Source organism: Leptolyngbya sp. GGD (genome assembly GCF_026735145.1).
Taxonomy (GTDB): domain Bacteria; phylum Cyanobacteriota; class Cyanobacteriia; order Leptolyngbyales; family Leptolyngbyaceae; genus Leptolyngbya; species Leptolyngbya boryana.
The window spans coordinates 115,356-129,670 of record NZ_JAPQKE010000001.1; the positions used below are offsets into that span (position 1 = coordinate 115,356).

Sequence of the window (14,315 nt, forward strand, 5' to 3'; positions counted from 1 at the left end):
CAATTCGATTAATCTCTCAGAAACGTTCAGAATTTCTCTGCCATTTCCTCTACTACTCAGATAATTAATCACATTATATCTTAGTAGGTTTTGGGAGAGTTTTATCTACTTTAGGGATGATTCATTATGTTTTCTGATTCCTAAAAATTACCAGTCTAAATTCATCTTATTTATGCAGATTTCTCTCAGCAACTTTTGAATTTGCTCTATCAGCTTATTAGTGATTTTCTATACCTGAATTGACTAAAATGCTTTTTCCGATTGGCTTCTCAGAGATGAATTGATGCATTAATTACATTTTTATCTCTGTATTTATTGATTGTTCTGAATGCCATTTATTCAGAACAAATTAACTGATTTCGGGCTATGACCAAAGGCATATTCCAATTGGACTGTCACAAAATCAAGATTAAAAAAAGAACATTGAGCACTTCAAAAAATACTCAATGTTCTTAGTTTTTTACGTCTCATTAGACTGAAGCTGTGCTCGATCGATAATAGTAACTATTGCCACTTTCTGCACAATTTGCGACGACCCCTACAAGATTGAGACGATTTAACATTCCGACAGCTTGTGCAATTTCAGATTTCTGAACATGCCCCATGCGCCCGACCAGCAGTACTCCGTCACTACAAGAAGAGGCAAGGAGTGCATCGACAATGCCGAGAACAGGCGGCGCATCTAAGATCACTAAATCGTAATGTTGCTCAAACAGAGTCATTAAGTCACGCATCCGCTTAGAACTCAGTAACTTGACGGAATCTGAAGGCGATGATCCCGCCGTGAGCACTGAAATCGGCAAATCACTATAAGTACTTGCAGGCTGAATCGCACCTTGAGTGATTGCGCGATCGCTTGTCAATAAAGTGGATAATCCATGATCGTTCGGCAACTGCAACTGTTTATGCAATCCGGGGCGACGCAAATCTGCATCGATCAGCAATACTCGCTGATGCAAACGTGCTGCACTAATCGCTAAACCCAATGCCACCGTTGACTTTCCTTCACCCGCTAACGCTGAAGTAACCACCAAAGACTTGAGCGGATCGCCATCAGTCATCAATTGCAGATTCTTGTAAATTAAATCTAATGATTCTCTAAACGGTGCCCAATGCAGAACTTGCAGCATTGAAGAATTCTCTTCAAACGCATTGCGACTAAAGGCAAAATTGGGGGTCGTCGGCATCAGTTCAGACATAGGTAGCTCTGGAACCATGCCAATTAATGGAATCGAAGCTTCTTTGGTGAGATCCTCAGAAGTCCGAATCGACTTATCAGCTGACTCGCGTAAGAAGGCTGCGACACAGCCGAGCATCAAGCCCCCCGCCGCGCCAATCAGTAGATTTCTCATCCAGCTTGGACCGACTTGCCTGCCCAACTTCGGTTGTTCGACCATTTGCCAATCAAAACCACCTCGCGCGATCTCCAAGCTCAAGTCCTGGCGCGCTTTTTGTAATTCATCCAAGGTGTCGCGATTCAAGGTCACAAGCGGCTGCAAGCGATTGTATTCAGCAAGCAAGGATGGGAATCGCTGAAGCTGTCCTCGAAGCTGCTGCTCGGTTCGCGCCAGTTCTTGATCGCGCGCTCGGGCGCCAAAAAATTCAACCTGAGCATCGGTTAAGTCACTGGCGAACTTCAAATCGTTCTCGCCTAACTGCCCGGTTGCAAACAGGCTTTCACTCGATGCTGCGCCTGCTTCTGAACCTAAAATTCGTTGGGCTTCTTGTTGCAGCAAAGACACTTGTCGCTGTCGCTGTTCGGCAAGTTGCTGTACTTGTGGAGTATTGCTAGTAAACTTGGTTTGCATCTGAGCTAATTCCACTTCAGTCTTCTGAATCTCAGCCAGAAGTGCTTGATACTGCTTCGATTGACTCAGTCGGGCAGCAACGGTTGCTTGTCCGGGCGATCGCTGTAACTGCTGCTGTAATGCAATAAATTTCGCCCGTGAACTCGCAAGCAGACCTCGATTTTCTTGCTGATTTTGCTGGAGTTCTTTCAACGAATCAACGAGCGACTTTGCTTGCACTTCGGGATCAACTAAATTCGAGGTGCTGCGGAATCGTTCGAGATTTGACTCTGCTTGGTTGACTTTGGCTTGAACCTCTGGAATCTGGCGATCGATGAAAGACAACCCCTTGGTCAATCGATTGCGCTGCTGTTCAAGGTTGTAGTCTTGATAAACCTTCTCTAAAGCTTTGAGAACTTCGCGCGTCTTAATGCGATCGTGGTCGATGTAAGTGACTTCAACCAAATTTGTCGTCACACGCTCATTTCCGCGTAGTTCCTGAACTTGGGCAATGTTGAGACGTTTTCGTAACCGATCGACATCAATATCGCTGTACCGAGGTTTCAACTGATCGACTGCGCGCTGTAAAAGTTGACCGCTCCGCATCAAGTTCACTTGAGTTGCGGCATCGGTTTCCACGTTGGGATCTGCAAAAGAAGGACGAGTATCATTAGGCGATCGCCGCTCGCGATAGTTCGACTCCACCATCAATTGCATCGTGCTGCGGTACGTCGGCGGTAAGACGGCAGTCACGCCTGCTGCCAATGCTAAAGTTCCAGCTAATGCACCGAGAAACCAAAGTTTTCGCCGGAGCAGTACGCCAAACAGCTGTCCATACCCCGGATCAGGTTCTTGAGCGTGCGGAGAAGCATTGAAGAGGGTGATATTGCTTTGCGCCACGATTACGGTACTCCATTAAATTCAAAAACTCAGGAAACTCCAAACTCTAGAAAAACCGCTCAGATCCGACTTACCCAGTGCCACAGACGTCTAAGATGAGTTGATCGACCGATTGAAAGAAAACATCTTCTGAGAACCGACTCACAGCATGGTCTCGGATCGTTTGATAGTTCCATTCCATCGATCGAGCTTGCAAAAGCGCTCGATGCAACGCGTGAGGAGTCTGTGAATTGAAAAAGACTCCGGTGATCCCAGGGATTTGGGTATCGAGCACACCGCCCTCCCCGTAAGCAATGACGGGAGTTCCACTCGCATTGGCTTCGACGGGAACGAGTCCGTAGTCTTCCAATGCCATGACAATCACCGATCGAGATTTAGATAAAAGCCGCCTGCGTTCTGCATCACTGACATGCCCCAAAAATTGAACATTCTGCATTGCACGTGCTTCTAGCGTATCGCGTTCAGGTCCATCTCCCGTAATCAATAAATTCCACCCCAACCAGTTAAAAGCTTCAACGACAACATCTAGGCGTTTGTAGCTGACTAATCGTGCCGAAGCGAGGTAAAAGTCTTCTTTCTGACTAGAAAACGCAAACTTTTGTGTATCGATCGGGCAATTGATCACTTGCGCTGGCTTCTGATAGATTTGCTCGATGCGCTGTGCCACAGTTCGAGAGTTGGCAATGTAAACATCCGGCTCTTGTGCATAGGTCAAGTCGGTCTTGCGCATTGCCCGAAAGATTTGTTCAATGACGGGCATAAAGCGGCGATAAGCGGTGTATTCGCGGAGATAGGTCTTCGTGTCCCAGAGAAATCGCGTGATGTTATGACAAAAACAAATGTGCTTTGCATCGGGGCGCTTTCTGACACCTTTTGCAAAGCTGGTTGTGCTGCTGATAATTAAGTCATATTCGCGCAGATCGAGTGCTCGAAATGCAGAGTAATAAAGGGGGGCAAGCAGTTTGAAGTAGCGAGAGGCTTGGGGGATTTTTTGCAAATAGGTGGTGAAAACTTCGCGATCGCCAAAGTCGATCGACGCTTCCGGCTCATATAGCGATGTAAAGATATCTGCATCCGGATAGCGCTTGCACAGCATCTCAAAGACCCGCTCTGCACCACCTTTTTGCGTTAGATAGTCATGAACTAGGGCTACTTTCATTACACGCCAGATAAGACAACAAGCAATCTGAGGAGCCAGCGCATTCAGAAGTTCAAAGTGTTGATCGTGGAACAATATTGCCAAGCGGAGACGAGCGAACATCTCTACTTAGCATGAATGCGCGATCGTCACGAAATGAACTAGCACGGCAAAGTTACGGGCTGAAGCCAACTGTAAATTTATCATGAAGCTTGATTCATCCTTCCTGTGATAGAGATCACTTTTCGTCAAAACCTAGGTCTAAAGTCATGGTTGCGTTAATCTTCTTCCAGCAAATCATCTCTAAGATCGCCGGGTTCATTCAACATTTCCGGCGTGACAGCGGGGTTTTCAACGAGTTCTCTGGGATCGGCATCTGTGCCACCTCGGTAAACGAGATCATCGGGATTGACAATCTTCTGTTTCTTTGGAGGGGTGTCGTTCGTTGGACTGGGCAGACGTTCAGTGGGTTCGGTCATGTTCGATGACGGGGATGAAGAACCTCCGCATCGTATAAAGTTCGAGTCGGTTTCATCCCCTATCAAAAGAGCGACTTATTCCTTGATTCCACTCGGTTCTAACCATCCGGGGACATAGTGACTCGAGCGTCGGAGTTCTTGGTCGATCGCTTTATAGGTGGGATCTTTTTCCTGTACAAGTGCCCAGAATCGCGGCGAGTGATTGAGATGGATGGTGTGACATAGCTCATGCACAAAGACATATCGCACAAGTGCCGGGGGCAAAAATAATAGTTTGTAGTTCAAGCTGATGTTGTATTGTTGCGAGCAGCTTGCCCAAAGAGTTTTTTGTCCGCGAATCGAGGCTTTGTGAAACGGAAGTTCTAGCTCTTGGCTGACTGACCAGAGCCAGGGCACGAGCCGCTGATACGCTTTATGAGCGAGCCACTGTTGGAGTAGTGCTTTGCAGAGGTCTTCGTTGTGAGTACTGCCGCGCAAGATCAGGCGGGATTTGCCCTTTTCAGTCAGAGTGACCCGCGAGAAGCCAGTTGGCTGATAGTCAATCTCCCAAGTTTGGTCGATCGCTCTGAGGATCATTTGCTCTGGCAAAGGCGGGCAGGGGTCGATCGACAATTGCTGCCGTTGGGCTTCGAGCCGTCCAATCGTGCGCTCGATCCAACTTTGTTTGGTATGCAAAATTTCCGGGATACGGCTTTGGTCAAATCCGCGAGGAATGATGACTTCTAAGCCGCCCTGCACCGTCATTTTTAGGCTGACGTGTTTTGCTTTAATGCTTTCTCGAACTCGATACTTGGGGAGTTCCACAAGCTGACCAGTAATCAGTCTTGACTCAACCATTGGTAGGCGTGATAGCGATTCCGAATCTGTCACTTATCTTACTGGATTCTCACGGATTTGAATCAGTAAGTTGGCGGGTTTTATTCGTAGGTCGATCGATTCGAGACCGCAAGATTCAAGAACTTAGTAAATTGTGGCTCAAAGAGCAGTTTGATCGTTCCAGTGGGTCCGTTGCGATGTTTAGTAATCAGCACTTCTGCAATGCCGCGATCGGGGGTGTCTGGGTTGTAATATTCGTCGCGGTAAAGCATCATCACAAGGTCGGCATCTTGCTCGATCGAACCACTTTCGCGCAGATCTGACATCATTGGGCGTTTATCAGCGCGAGCTTCTACACTTCTACTTAATTGCGAGAGCGCAATGACGGGCACGTTCAACTCACGAGCAAGACCTTTTAAGGCGCGTGTAATTCGAGACAGTTCTTGAACGCGATTTTCACTGCCATTCCCTTCCATCAGTTGCAGGTAGTCAATGAGAATCATTCCGAGTGCGCCGCCTTGCTCAGCTTGCAGTTTACGAGCGCGCGATCGCATTTCGACAACGCTGATATTTGGGGTATCGTCAATGAAAATTCTTAAATTGGAAAGTTGCCCGATCGCATTGCTCAAAGGCTCCCAATCGTGTTGAGCAATTCTTCCCGATCTCAATCTTCCACTCTCAATTCTTGCCTCACTTGCGAGTAAGCGCTGCACGATCTGCTCTTTCGACATTTCTAAGCTAAAGACAGCGACAGGAAGCTTGTATTGAGCCGCAATATTCCGCCCTAAACCGAGACAAAAGGCAGTGTTATGCACACAGATGTCATTTGCGACAAAGTTATGGGTTGTTGGAATCGTCAAATCGTAGACTTGCTTTTCGCCAACTGATTCAATTGAGACAATCTCATCCCAATAAACATCACTGTCGGCAAGTTCTTGAAGTTGAGGATGCTGAAGCGCAGTCGCTAAAGTCATGAGGCGATCGCGCGTCGGGGCGCGTTTTCCAACATGAATATTGGAAGATCCTGCGATTCCTGCCCGTTGTGCAAGCTGGCTCCAAGGTTCGCCCTGCCGCGCGACTTCAAGCTGTTGCCAAACTTCGATCGGAATTAAGTCACGATTTGTTTGGTATTTCCGAACCGCGATCGCAGCTTCAACCTGAAGTAATGCCGCTTCTTTGCCAAAAATGCCGATCTCTGTGATGAATGTTTGAATCGATCGAGCATCGGTAATATCAAGTTGCCAAGCTAACCGCCGCTCGCCCTGATATTTCACCCTTCTCAATTTCAGTCTTGCAATAATGCCAAATCGCAGCAGTAAGTGTTGAATCTGGCGAGCTAATTTCTCGCTGACTGTTGCGTAGCCGAGTTGAGACTGCCCGCTCGCTAAAACACTTGCCCAACCGTCTGTTGCAAAAAGCCGATTCAGGAAAAGTGCAATGTGCGATCGCGTTAATTGGAAAATTGGCTCTGGGATCGTTTTTTCGTGTGCTGATTTGCCGTAAAGATTCAGTGTTCTCAGCCAGCTCGTGAGGGCATTACTTCCATGACCGCCACCTGATGCTGAAGCAATTCGGAAAGACGGGGTTCGTGTGCCATTAGAATCGGTTTGCTGAACGCGTAGATCACCAAATTCAGATACCGCTTCAACGAAATCAGCTTGAATCAATGGATTGATGTTGGTAAACTCTGGCGAACCTTTCGTCAGACACCCATCTCCAATTAAGTAGCCCAACAGCTTAATTTCACAAGCTCGAAGGGTTTGTGTCCCAAAAACGTCAATGATGCGTGGAACTGCTATGCGATCGCCCACTTTCACATGAGCTAAAGGCAACCATCCATCTAAAGTCAAATAGGGGTGACTTAGCGTTGTTTCGACGGTTCTACCTAAGCGAGTTGTGACTCGGAAAACAGGCTTAATTCCGTCATCGACAAAGGCAGAAGGTTCAGTGATCGAAAACTTCCAATTGTCATTGAGGGTGAGTAATTGGGCTTGGCGATTTTGATAGATTTCTGCGATCGTTGAGATAGAGCCATCTGCTAACACTAATTCTGCGTCGTGAGCAAGGCATTTTCCCATTGACGGGCGACCTGCAACGATGATCAAATCCGATCGCTGAAATCCTTGGGTTTTGCCATCGAGATCATAGAAACCAGAAGCGAGTCCTGGTAACGCCATGCCTGCCGATCGTTCTTCAATTTCTGAGAATGTCTTTGTCAAAATATCCGAAGTCGGAACTAACCCTTGATTCGGTCTGACTTGGGTAATGCTAAACACCTTTTGTTCAGCTTCATCGAGAATTTTTTCTAACTCTTTCGAGGTTTCATGCCCTAAATGTGAAATCTGATGTCCAGCACTGATCAGCCGCCGCCGCAAATATTTATCAATCACTAACTGTGCATATTGATCGATATTGACGGCACTCACGGTGCGATCGACGAGTTGCACCAGTTTTGACTGCCCGCCCACTTTGTCTAAAAATTCTCGATCGATTAGCCAAGTCGTCACACTCATCAAATCGGTCGGCGATCCCTGCTGATGCAGTGCGACACATGCTCGATAAATCTCCTGATGCGCACTACTGTAAAACATCTCGGTTTTCAGAATATCCAGCACGCGCGTAATCGCTTCAGGATCAAGCAAAATTCCGCCTAAAATTGACTCTTCAGCTTCTAAATTTTGGGGCGGAATCCGATCGTTTGCAGGTTGAAAACTAAACTCTTGAACCATGATGCGGGGGCGGGTAGAAGGAGCGCGAATGTATTGAGGGGTTGAATCCAATCAAAAACTGCGGATTCAACCCCCCAATATACAGGCATTTCTAATCTTAGCAAGTTTTTAGTATTTAAGTACTAGCTTGCAACAACTCGAATCACGACTGCAGAAGTCACGTCGGGGTGCAATTTCACGTGAGCGGTGTATTCTCCAATCTTGTGAATTTCCGGCAGTGTAATCGTGCGGCGATCGACCTCTTGATTGGTCTTTGCTTGGATTGCATCTGCGACATCTTGGTTCGTTACGGTTCCGAAGATCGCATCGTTTTCACCGACTTGTTTCGCAATATCAAATCCGCCAGCAGCTTCGATCGCTGCCGAGATTTTGAGCGCTTGCTGTTTCAATTCAGCCAAACGTTGTTCTTCCAACTCACGACGACGTGCGACCTGCTTGAGAATTCCAGGGTTGACGTTCGTTGCTTTTCCTTGGGGTACGAGATAGTTTCTTGCATATCCCGGCGCGACTTCGACTAAGTCTCCCATCCGTCCTAATTTGCTTACGTCCTGCGTCAGGACGAGCTGAATCCGCTTCGCCATAATAATTTGTTCTCAGTTTTCAACTGTTTCCGCACAAATATTCCATTGTACCGGAGAGCAGGCAAATTGGATCATACAGCTTTTGGGGGCGGCAGCAGATGAGCAATTTTTTTGACGAGTTGCGCGATCGCAGATCTGTCGATGCAGGTGACATGATCTCCCGGCAAAATATGTACCGTTAATTTGTCTTCTGCCAGCATTCGCCAACTGACCCAACGATCGGGCGGATCAAGCTCATCTTCCGACAGAAATAATTGCACGGGAAATGCACTGGGGCGGGGACGGTAGCGCTGAGCGATGCGATCATACTGGGGATAGCGCGGGTCAATGCTTTGTGTCACCGTTTCCAGTATCCCAAACAGAATTCTTCTCAAGACTAATTTGATGCTCCAACTCGCTTTTTTGAAGAAAAGCCAAGCTCGATCGACAAAATTTAGCGATCGTATCTCTATCCCATAAGCATTCCAGCGTGTCAGGAGTTCAAGCAGCAACTGCAATTGGGGAAAGTTGTGGAGCACAGACAACCACTTGGGCAGCGTCACTAAATTGCCAGGTCCAATCAAGCCGAGTAGGGCAACTGATTGCCCTTGAGCATGAAGTTGTTGAGCAATTTCATAGGCGACGATCGCGCCCATCGAGTAGCCCAAAAGGTAATAGGGACCTTCGGGTTGTAATGTCTGCATTTCTCGAATCGCATGGCTTGCCATCTGTTCGAGTGTTGTTTTTCGAGTCATGGCTATTTCTTGAATGCCATAAATGGGCACGCGCGGATCGAGATGTGCCCGTAAGCCCTCACATACTCGAAAGGTTCCCAGTGCTCCTGGAATGCAAAATAATGGCGATCGCTCGGGTTCTCCTGCCTGAAATCGAATCAAATCGGTTGACAAATCAGGAGGTTCACCTGCGATCGCGGTTGCTAATTGTCGAATCGTCGGTGCTTGATAGAGCAGTGACATTGATACGGATTTGCCTACAACCTGCTCGATTTTTGCTGCCAACCGCAGCATCAAGAGCGAATGTCCGCCTAGATCAAAGAAGTCATCATCTAATCCAATCGGTTCAACCTGCAACGCCTCTTGCCAAATTTGAGCCAGTTGACGCTCTAGTTTCGTTTCTGGTAGAGCAATCTCTCTGGTCGGCACTGACGGTGCAATTTTTAGCAGTGCTTTGCGATCGACTTTCCCGTTTGGGGTCATTGGAAAAGTTTCTAATTCCACAAACGCACTCGGAATCATGTAGCTCGGAAGTCTTTGCTTTAAAAACTGCTGCAATTGCGTAGGTTCAACACAGGCTTGAGGAATCACATAAGCGATGAGTTGCTGATTTTGGGCAAGCACGATCGCAGTGGTGATTGCAGGATGTTGCGTGAGTTGAAATTCGACTTCTCCTAGCTCAATCCGAAATCCTCGAATCTTGATCTGATCATCATTTCTGCCTAAATATTCAAGCTTGCCGTCTTCGCGGTATCGAACTAAGTCGCCTGTTCGATACAGTCGAGTTTTTGGAAGTCCGGGAAACTGATGTTCGATGAATCTTTCTCTGGTCTGTTCAGGACGACGCAGATAGCCACGCCCAACGCCCAATCCTCCAATCCACAGTTCTCCAGTGACTCCGATGGGAACGGGCTGCATCTGCGCATCTAAAACATAAGTTTGAGTATTCGCGATCGCACTGCCGATCGAGAGTTCCGCTTGATCAAATCCGGATCGAATCGGATCGTAAAGCGTCGCAATCACCGTTGCTTCAGTCGGACCATAGGTATTGATCCAGCGGGGATGCTGCCCAACTTTTTCTAGCCAAGTCAGATACGTCGATCGTGAGGCTTTCTCTCCACCGACAACGACTAATCGAACGGTAGACGTTAAGTGCAAATTCAGTTCTGCCAGCGCATAGACAATTTGATGCCACAGTGCGGTCGGTAGATTGAGGACTGTAATTTGATAGGTTTCAATGAATTGTAGAAACTGCTGAGTGGAGAGCAGACAATCAGGAGACCTTAGAACTAACCTTGCACCGCACATTAAGGTGGGAAAGATTTCTTCGATCGCAATATCAAAACTCAACGCAGAAGCTTGTAAAACGCGATCGCTTGCTTGCAATTCATATTCCTGGATCACCGCAAAATGATGATTCACCATACTCTGATGCTCAATCATGACGCCTTTCGGTCTTCCGGTTGAGCCTGATGTGTAAATGACATACGCTAAATCGCTAGGCTTAACGTTGCTATAAATTGCTGCTGAACTGAACGATCGAATTTCGTCCTGTGCAATCTCGACATCAATGACAGGCGAATCGATTTCAGTCATTGAATTTTGCTGCGTTAAGAGCAGTGTCACCTGAGCATCTGAAATCAGTAAGGCTAAACGCTCTTTCGGATAGGTTGGATCAAGCGGAACAAACGCCCCGCCTGCTTTGAGAATGGCGAGAATTCCCACAATAAAGTCAATCGATCGCGGCATACAAATGCCAACTAAACTTTCAGACTGAACCCCTTTTGCTTGTAAGTAACGGGCAAGCTGATTCGATCGCTGTTCGAGTTCCTGATAAGTTATCTGTTCTTGATCAAACTCGATCGCGATCGCATTCGGTGTCTTTGCAGCCTGAACTGAGATGAATTCATGCACACAACCTGATGGAAAAGACTGTGCGGTTGCATTCCACTCTACAAGCAGCCGATGCCGTTCCTGAACGGGCAAGATTGCAAGGTGAGAAATCCGTTCTTGGGGATTGTGAATGATGCTTTCGAGCAATGTCTCAAACTGCTGAGCCATGCGCGCGATCGTGCTGTCCTCAAACCGATTGGCATTGTATTGCCAAACAACATTAAAGCGATCGCCTGCCTCGACCACTTGCAAATCGAGATCAAAGGTTGCTCCACCTTGATGCTCTAGTAAATACGGTTCGAGATTCAACCCCTCACCGAGTTGATTCAACCAACGATGCTTCTGCCAAGTAAACGTCACCGAGAACAACTCTTCCCGCTGCTGTTTGACGAGCTCTTGAAACGGCATATCCTGATGAGCTTGTACCTCGGTGACACGTTGATGAACCTGCTGCAAAAGCCTGTCAAATGATAGTTCTCCTTGTATGGGCACTCTCAAAGGAAGCATATTTGAGAAGTACCCGATCATCTCGCGAAATTGCTCCTCGCCCCAACGTCCTGCCATCGCAGTCCCGATCGTTAAATCAGTTAGCTCTGTATAGCGATAAAGCAGCACTAGAAAAGCAGTCAATACAACTCGATAGAGGCTATACCCTTGAGCCTGAGCCAGAGATTTCAGGGCTTGAACGAGTTGCTGAGGCATCGGAAACGACTGAATGCCGCTTTGCTCAGTCTGTAGAATACGGGGCTTACTCGGCAGATCAAGTTGAGGTCGATCGCCTGCAAGTTGATGTTGCCAGAAGTCAAGTAAGTCTTTTGCGTGATCGCTTCTCAGCAGTTCCGTCTGCCACTGAACATAGTCAGCATAATCAAACTGTTGCTTCTGCAAAGGTTGCGCATGATAAAGTTGCTGCCATTCCTGAATCAACAGATCAAATGTCCACATGTCTCCTGCAATGTGGTGCATCGTGATCACTTGAATCTGTTCTTGCGGGCTGCATTCAAACAGGCTGACTCGAATCGCGGGTTCTGTTTCGAGTCGAAAGGGTTTTGTAGTTTCAGCTAAGATCTGGCGCTTTAAGGTGGACGCTCTCCAGTCAGAAGCCTGGATGTACCGTAGAGGAATTCTGCCTGGAGCAATGATACGTAGGGGTTGCCCTTTAAGGTCGAGGTAGCGCGATCGCAAAATTGCATGTGCCTCAAAAAGCTGCTGCCAAGCCTGTTGCCAAGCATTGAAATCAAACTCGCCTCGAATGCGAACGGTTTGATAAATGTTGTAAGCACTGCTTTCAGGAGCGAGTTGGTACAGAAACCAGAGTCCTTGTTGCTGCTGCGAGAGCGGATACCCAGATGAAACTTGGGTCGATGAATCGGCTACAGTCAAACTTTGCATATCTTATGTGGGCAGGTCAATTCAAGGATGATTTCCAGGCTGCACTGCACACTGCACTCCCACAAATCTATAAAAATGCACAAACTAAACTGCCCCTCATCCAAAAGATTGAGAGCCTTCTTTCTGAATGTGAATTGTTCAAAGACTTATGTATGCCTTAGCTGCGAATGCTTGCCCCTGGTAGATTGGCATACCCTAGTGATGTGAAACCTCAATCTGTTGATAGCGAAACACAAGAGGTGAGGAATTGAGTTACCAAAATCTTAACAAAATTGTTATTTCTTCGTCCATAGTATTATGAAAGTATCGGTTTCTACTAGATTCAGTCTTCGTGCGGTTGAGTTTTTGACTCAGTGAAACCGATTAAGCCCATCAGGTTACCATCTGGGCGAATCCCTCAACCTCTTTGATGGAAAGGGGAATCGCCAGTGGCGTCTTAATCCATTACGAATTGCTTATAGGGTTGCAAGTCTAGACTCAATGCGTTGCAATATACTGCTGGGTGAGAAATGTGATTCGTTGAGCAAGAAATTTCAGAAGTTTGAAAAGATTGTTGTTGAAATCGCTAAGAAAGATGTTATTGTAATTGAGCGCTGAAACGCGCGGGCATAGTTTAGTGGTAAAACACCTGCCTTCCAAGCAGGATATCCGGGTTCGATTCCCGGTGCCCGCTTTTGAAAATTAGGGGTTCCTTAGTGACTAAGGAATCTCTTTTGCGTTTAAATTATTTCTCGTCACGTTTTGTAATGATAATCATTCTAATTTTCTGTGTTAGAATCGCCTAGCTCTTAGCGAAAGGAGAAAATAGATGTCGCTAGATGTGAGTGCAGAATTGGTGCGGCAGGCAGAAATGGATACGATCAACGAATCTGCCTTTGTTGAAACCATCCGTCAATCATTGCCCTATGCCTGGGGAATCGTTGAAAAACTGGTCAATGAGATCGAAGTAGAAAACTTAGGCTGGTCAAATCATGCGATCGCGCCGCCCAACGAGCAGGCGCGAGGACAATTGTTACGCATGGTCGGAGGGGATGCAATTCGGGGCGCAGTCGAATCGCATTTCAATATCAAGCTTGCCTTTCAAAACTGTCACAACTTGGCTGTGTTTCGCCGCGATCGCGATACAGCGACTGCCTATGCAGAATTCACCTCAATTCGCAGTCAGATTTTGAATCAAACTCCTGAACTGAAGGATTGCTAAACCACATGCTAAACCTGAAAAAGCAAGGAATGCCCGTCACGATGATTACGGAATTCCTAGGCAGCAGTAAAACAACTTTGCTAAATCAAAATTTCAGGCATTCCTAGACGAGCAGCAAATTCAGCAAAACCTGACACAATGCTGCTATGAATTGCAGATTGCAACGTGACTAATTGCGCTGATTGTCTTCCATTACGAATCCTGCACCACTGCCTGGAACGCGCCAGTCTTCATTCTCTCCACCGACAATCACTCGATCGAGGGTGACGAAATCCTTGCCCAGTTGGCGGAGGGAATTGAGCAAAATGTCTATCGCGATCGCATCACTAGTTCCGAGATCAAACCAGCAGCGTCCCCAATTGCCCTCATATTCAAAATCGCTCATATTGTGCATGACTGCCATCATGCTGTTATCTGCAATACTTTCGTCGTAGGGCATATAGCTGACTTCTAGCCCGACATCTTGGACTTGCAGATTTTCCGCATTAAAACCGCCCAGTTTTCCGAGGAAAAACCAGGAACTAAACGTCTCTTCTACATACTGCTTCTCCATTTCAGAAGGCACAGTATTAAACTCAATCCAGATCCAGACGTTAAACGGATCAAATTCTCGAAACTCAACACGCATAAAAGATTCAGAATTCAGGCAGGGTAAAAGTTGAACTGCCTGAATGCCAAAATTCATT

The 14,315-nt window shown here is 46.9% G+C and carries 9 protein-coding genes and 1 tRNA gene; 2 read left to right on the forward strand and 8 right to left on the reverse strand.

Annotation, left to right across the window (positions count from 1 at the left end; genetic code table 11):
- Positions 1-470: 470 nt before the first annotated feature.
- The 7 genes from OU814_RS00575 to OU814_RS00605 all read right to left on the reverse strand — a co-directional run bounded on the left by OU814_RS00575 (position 471) and on the right by OU814_RS00605 (position 12,428).
- Positions 471-2,687 carry a GumC family protein gene (locus OU814_RS00575; protein WP_017291058.1) on the reverse strand — a complete coding sequence of 739 codons (2,217 nt, stop codon included), beginning with the start codon at positions 2,685-2,687 and terminating at the stop codon, positions 471-473.
- A gap of 70 nt (positions 2,688-2,757) precedes the next feature.
- Entirely contained in the window at positions 2,758-3,846 is a 1,089-nt protein-coding gene (locus OU814_RS00580; protein ID WP_026149000.1) for a glycosyltransferase, read from the reverse strand.
- 257 nt (positions 3,847-4,103) lie between these two features.
- The gene (locus OU814_RS00585) at positions 4,104-4,304 is read right to left on the reverse strand and encodes a hypothetical protein (protein WP_017291056.1); all 201 of its coding nucleotides are present in this window, start codon (positions 4,302-4,304) and stop codon (positions 4,104-4,106) included.
- A 75-nt stretch (positions 4,305-4,379) separates the two neighbouring features.
- Complete coding sequence (locus OU814_RS00590) at positions 4,380-5,141, reverse strand: M48 family metallopeptidase (RefSeq protein WP_017291055.1); 762 nt, start codon at positions 5,139-5,141, stop codon at positions 4,380-4,382.
- An 80-nt stretch (positions 5,142-5,221) separates the two neighbouring features.
- Positions 5,222-7,900 (reverse strand): replicative DNA helicase, encoded by a 2,679-nt coding sequence (dnaB, locus tag OU814_RS00595; RefSeq protein WP_316428911.1) that lies wholly within the window; start codon positions 7,898-7,900, stop codon positions 5,222-5,224.
- Between the two features lie 71 nt (positions 7,901-7,971).
- Positions 7,972-8,430 (reverse strand): 50S ribosomal protein L9, encoded by a 459-nt coding sequence (rplI, locus tag OU814_RS00600; protein WP_017291053.1) that lies wholly within the window; start codon positions 8,428-8,430, stop codon positions 7,972-7,974.
- Positions 8,431-8,501: 71 nt separating this feature from the next.
- Positions 8,502-12,428, reverse strand: coding sequence for a non-ribosomal peptide synthetase (locus tag OU814_RS00605; RefSeq protein WP_268179681.1), 3,927 nt, complete (start codon positions 12,426-12,428; stop codon positions 8,502-8,504).
- Between the two features lie 602 nt (positions 12,429-13,030).
- Between OU814_RS00605 and OU814_RS00610 the strand changes: the two genes are divergently transcribed.
- Positions 13,031-13,101 (forward strand) — tRNA-Gly (locus OU814_RS00610).
- A 135-nt stretch (positions 13,102-13,236) separates the two neighbouring features.
- On the forward strand, positions 13,237-13,629 hold the full coding sequence (locus OU814_RS00615; protein ID WP_268179683.1) for an SCO5389 family protein: 393 nt from the start codon (positions 13,237-13,239) through the stop codon (positions 13,627-13,629).
- 169 nt (positions 13,630-13,798) lie between these two features.
- Here OU814_RS00615 and OU814_RS00620 read toward each other — a convergent pair whose 3' ends face one another.
- Positions 13,799-14,314: a DUF3531 family protein gene (locus OU814_RS00620; RefSeq protein ID WP_326498265.1), complete on the reverse strand. Its 516-nt coding sequence runs from the start codon at positions 14,312-14,314 to the stop codon at positions 13,799-13,801.
- Position 14,315 lies beyond the last annotated feature (1 nt).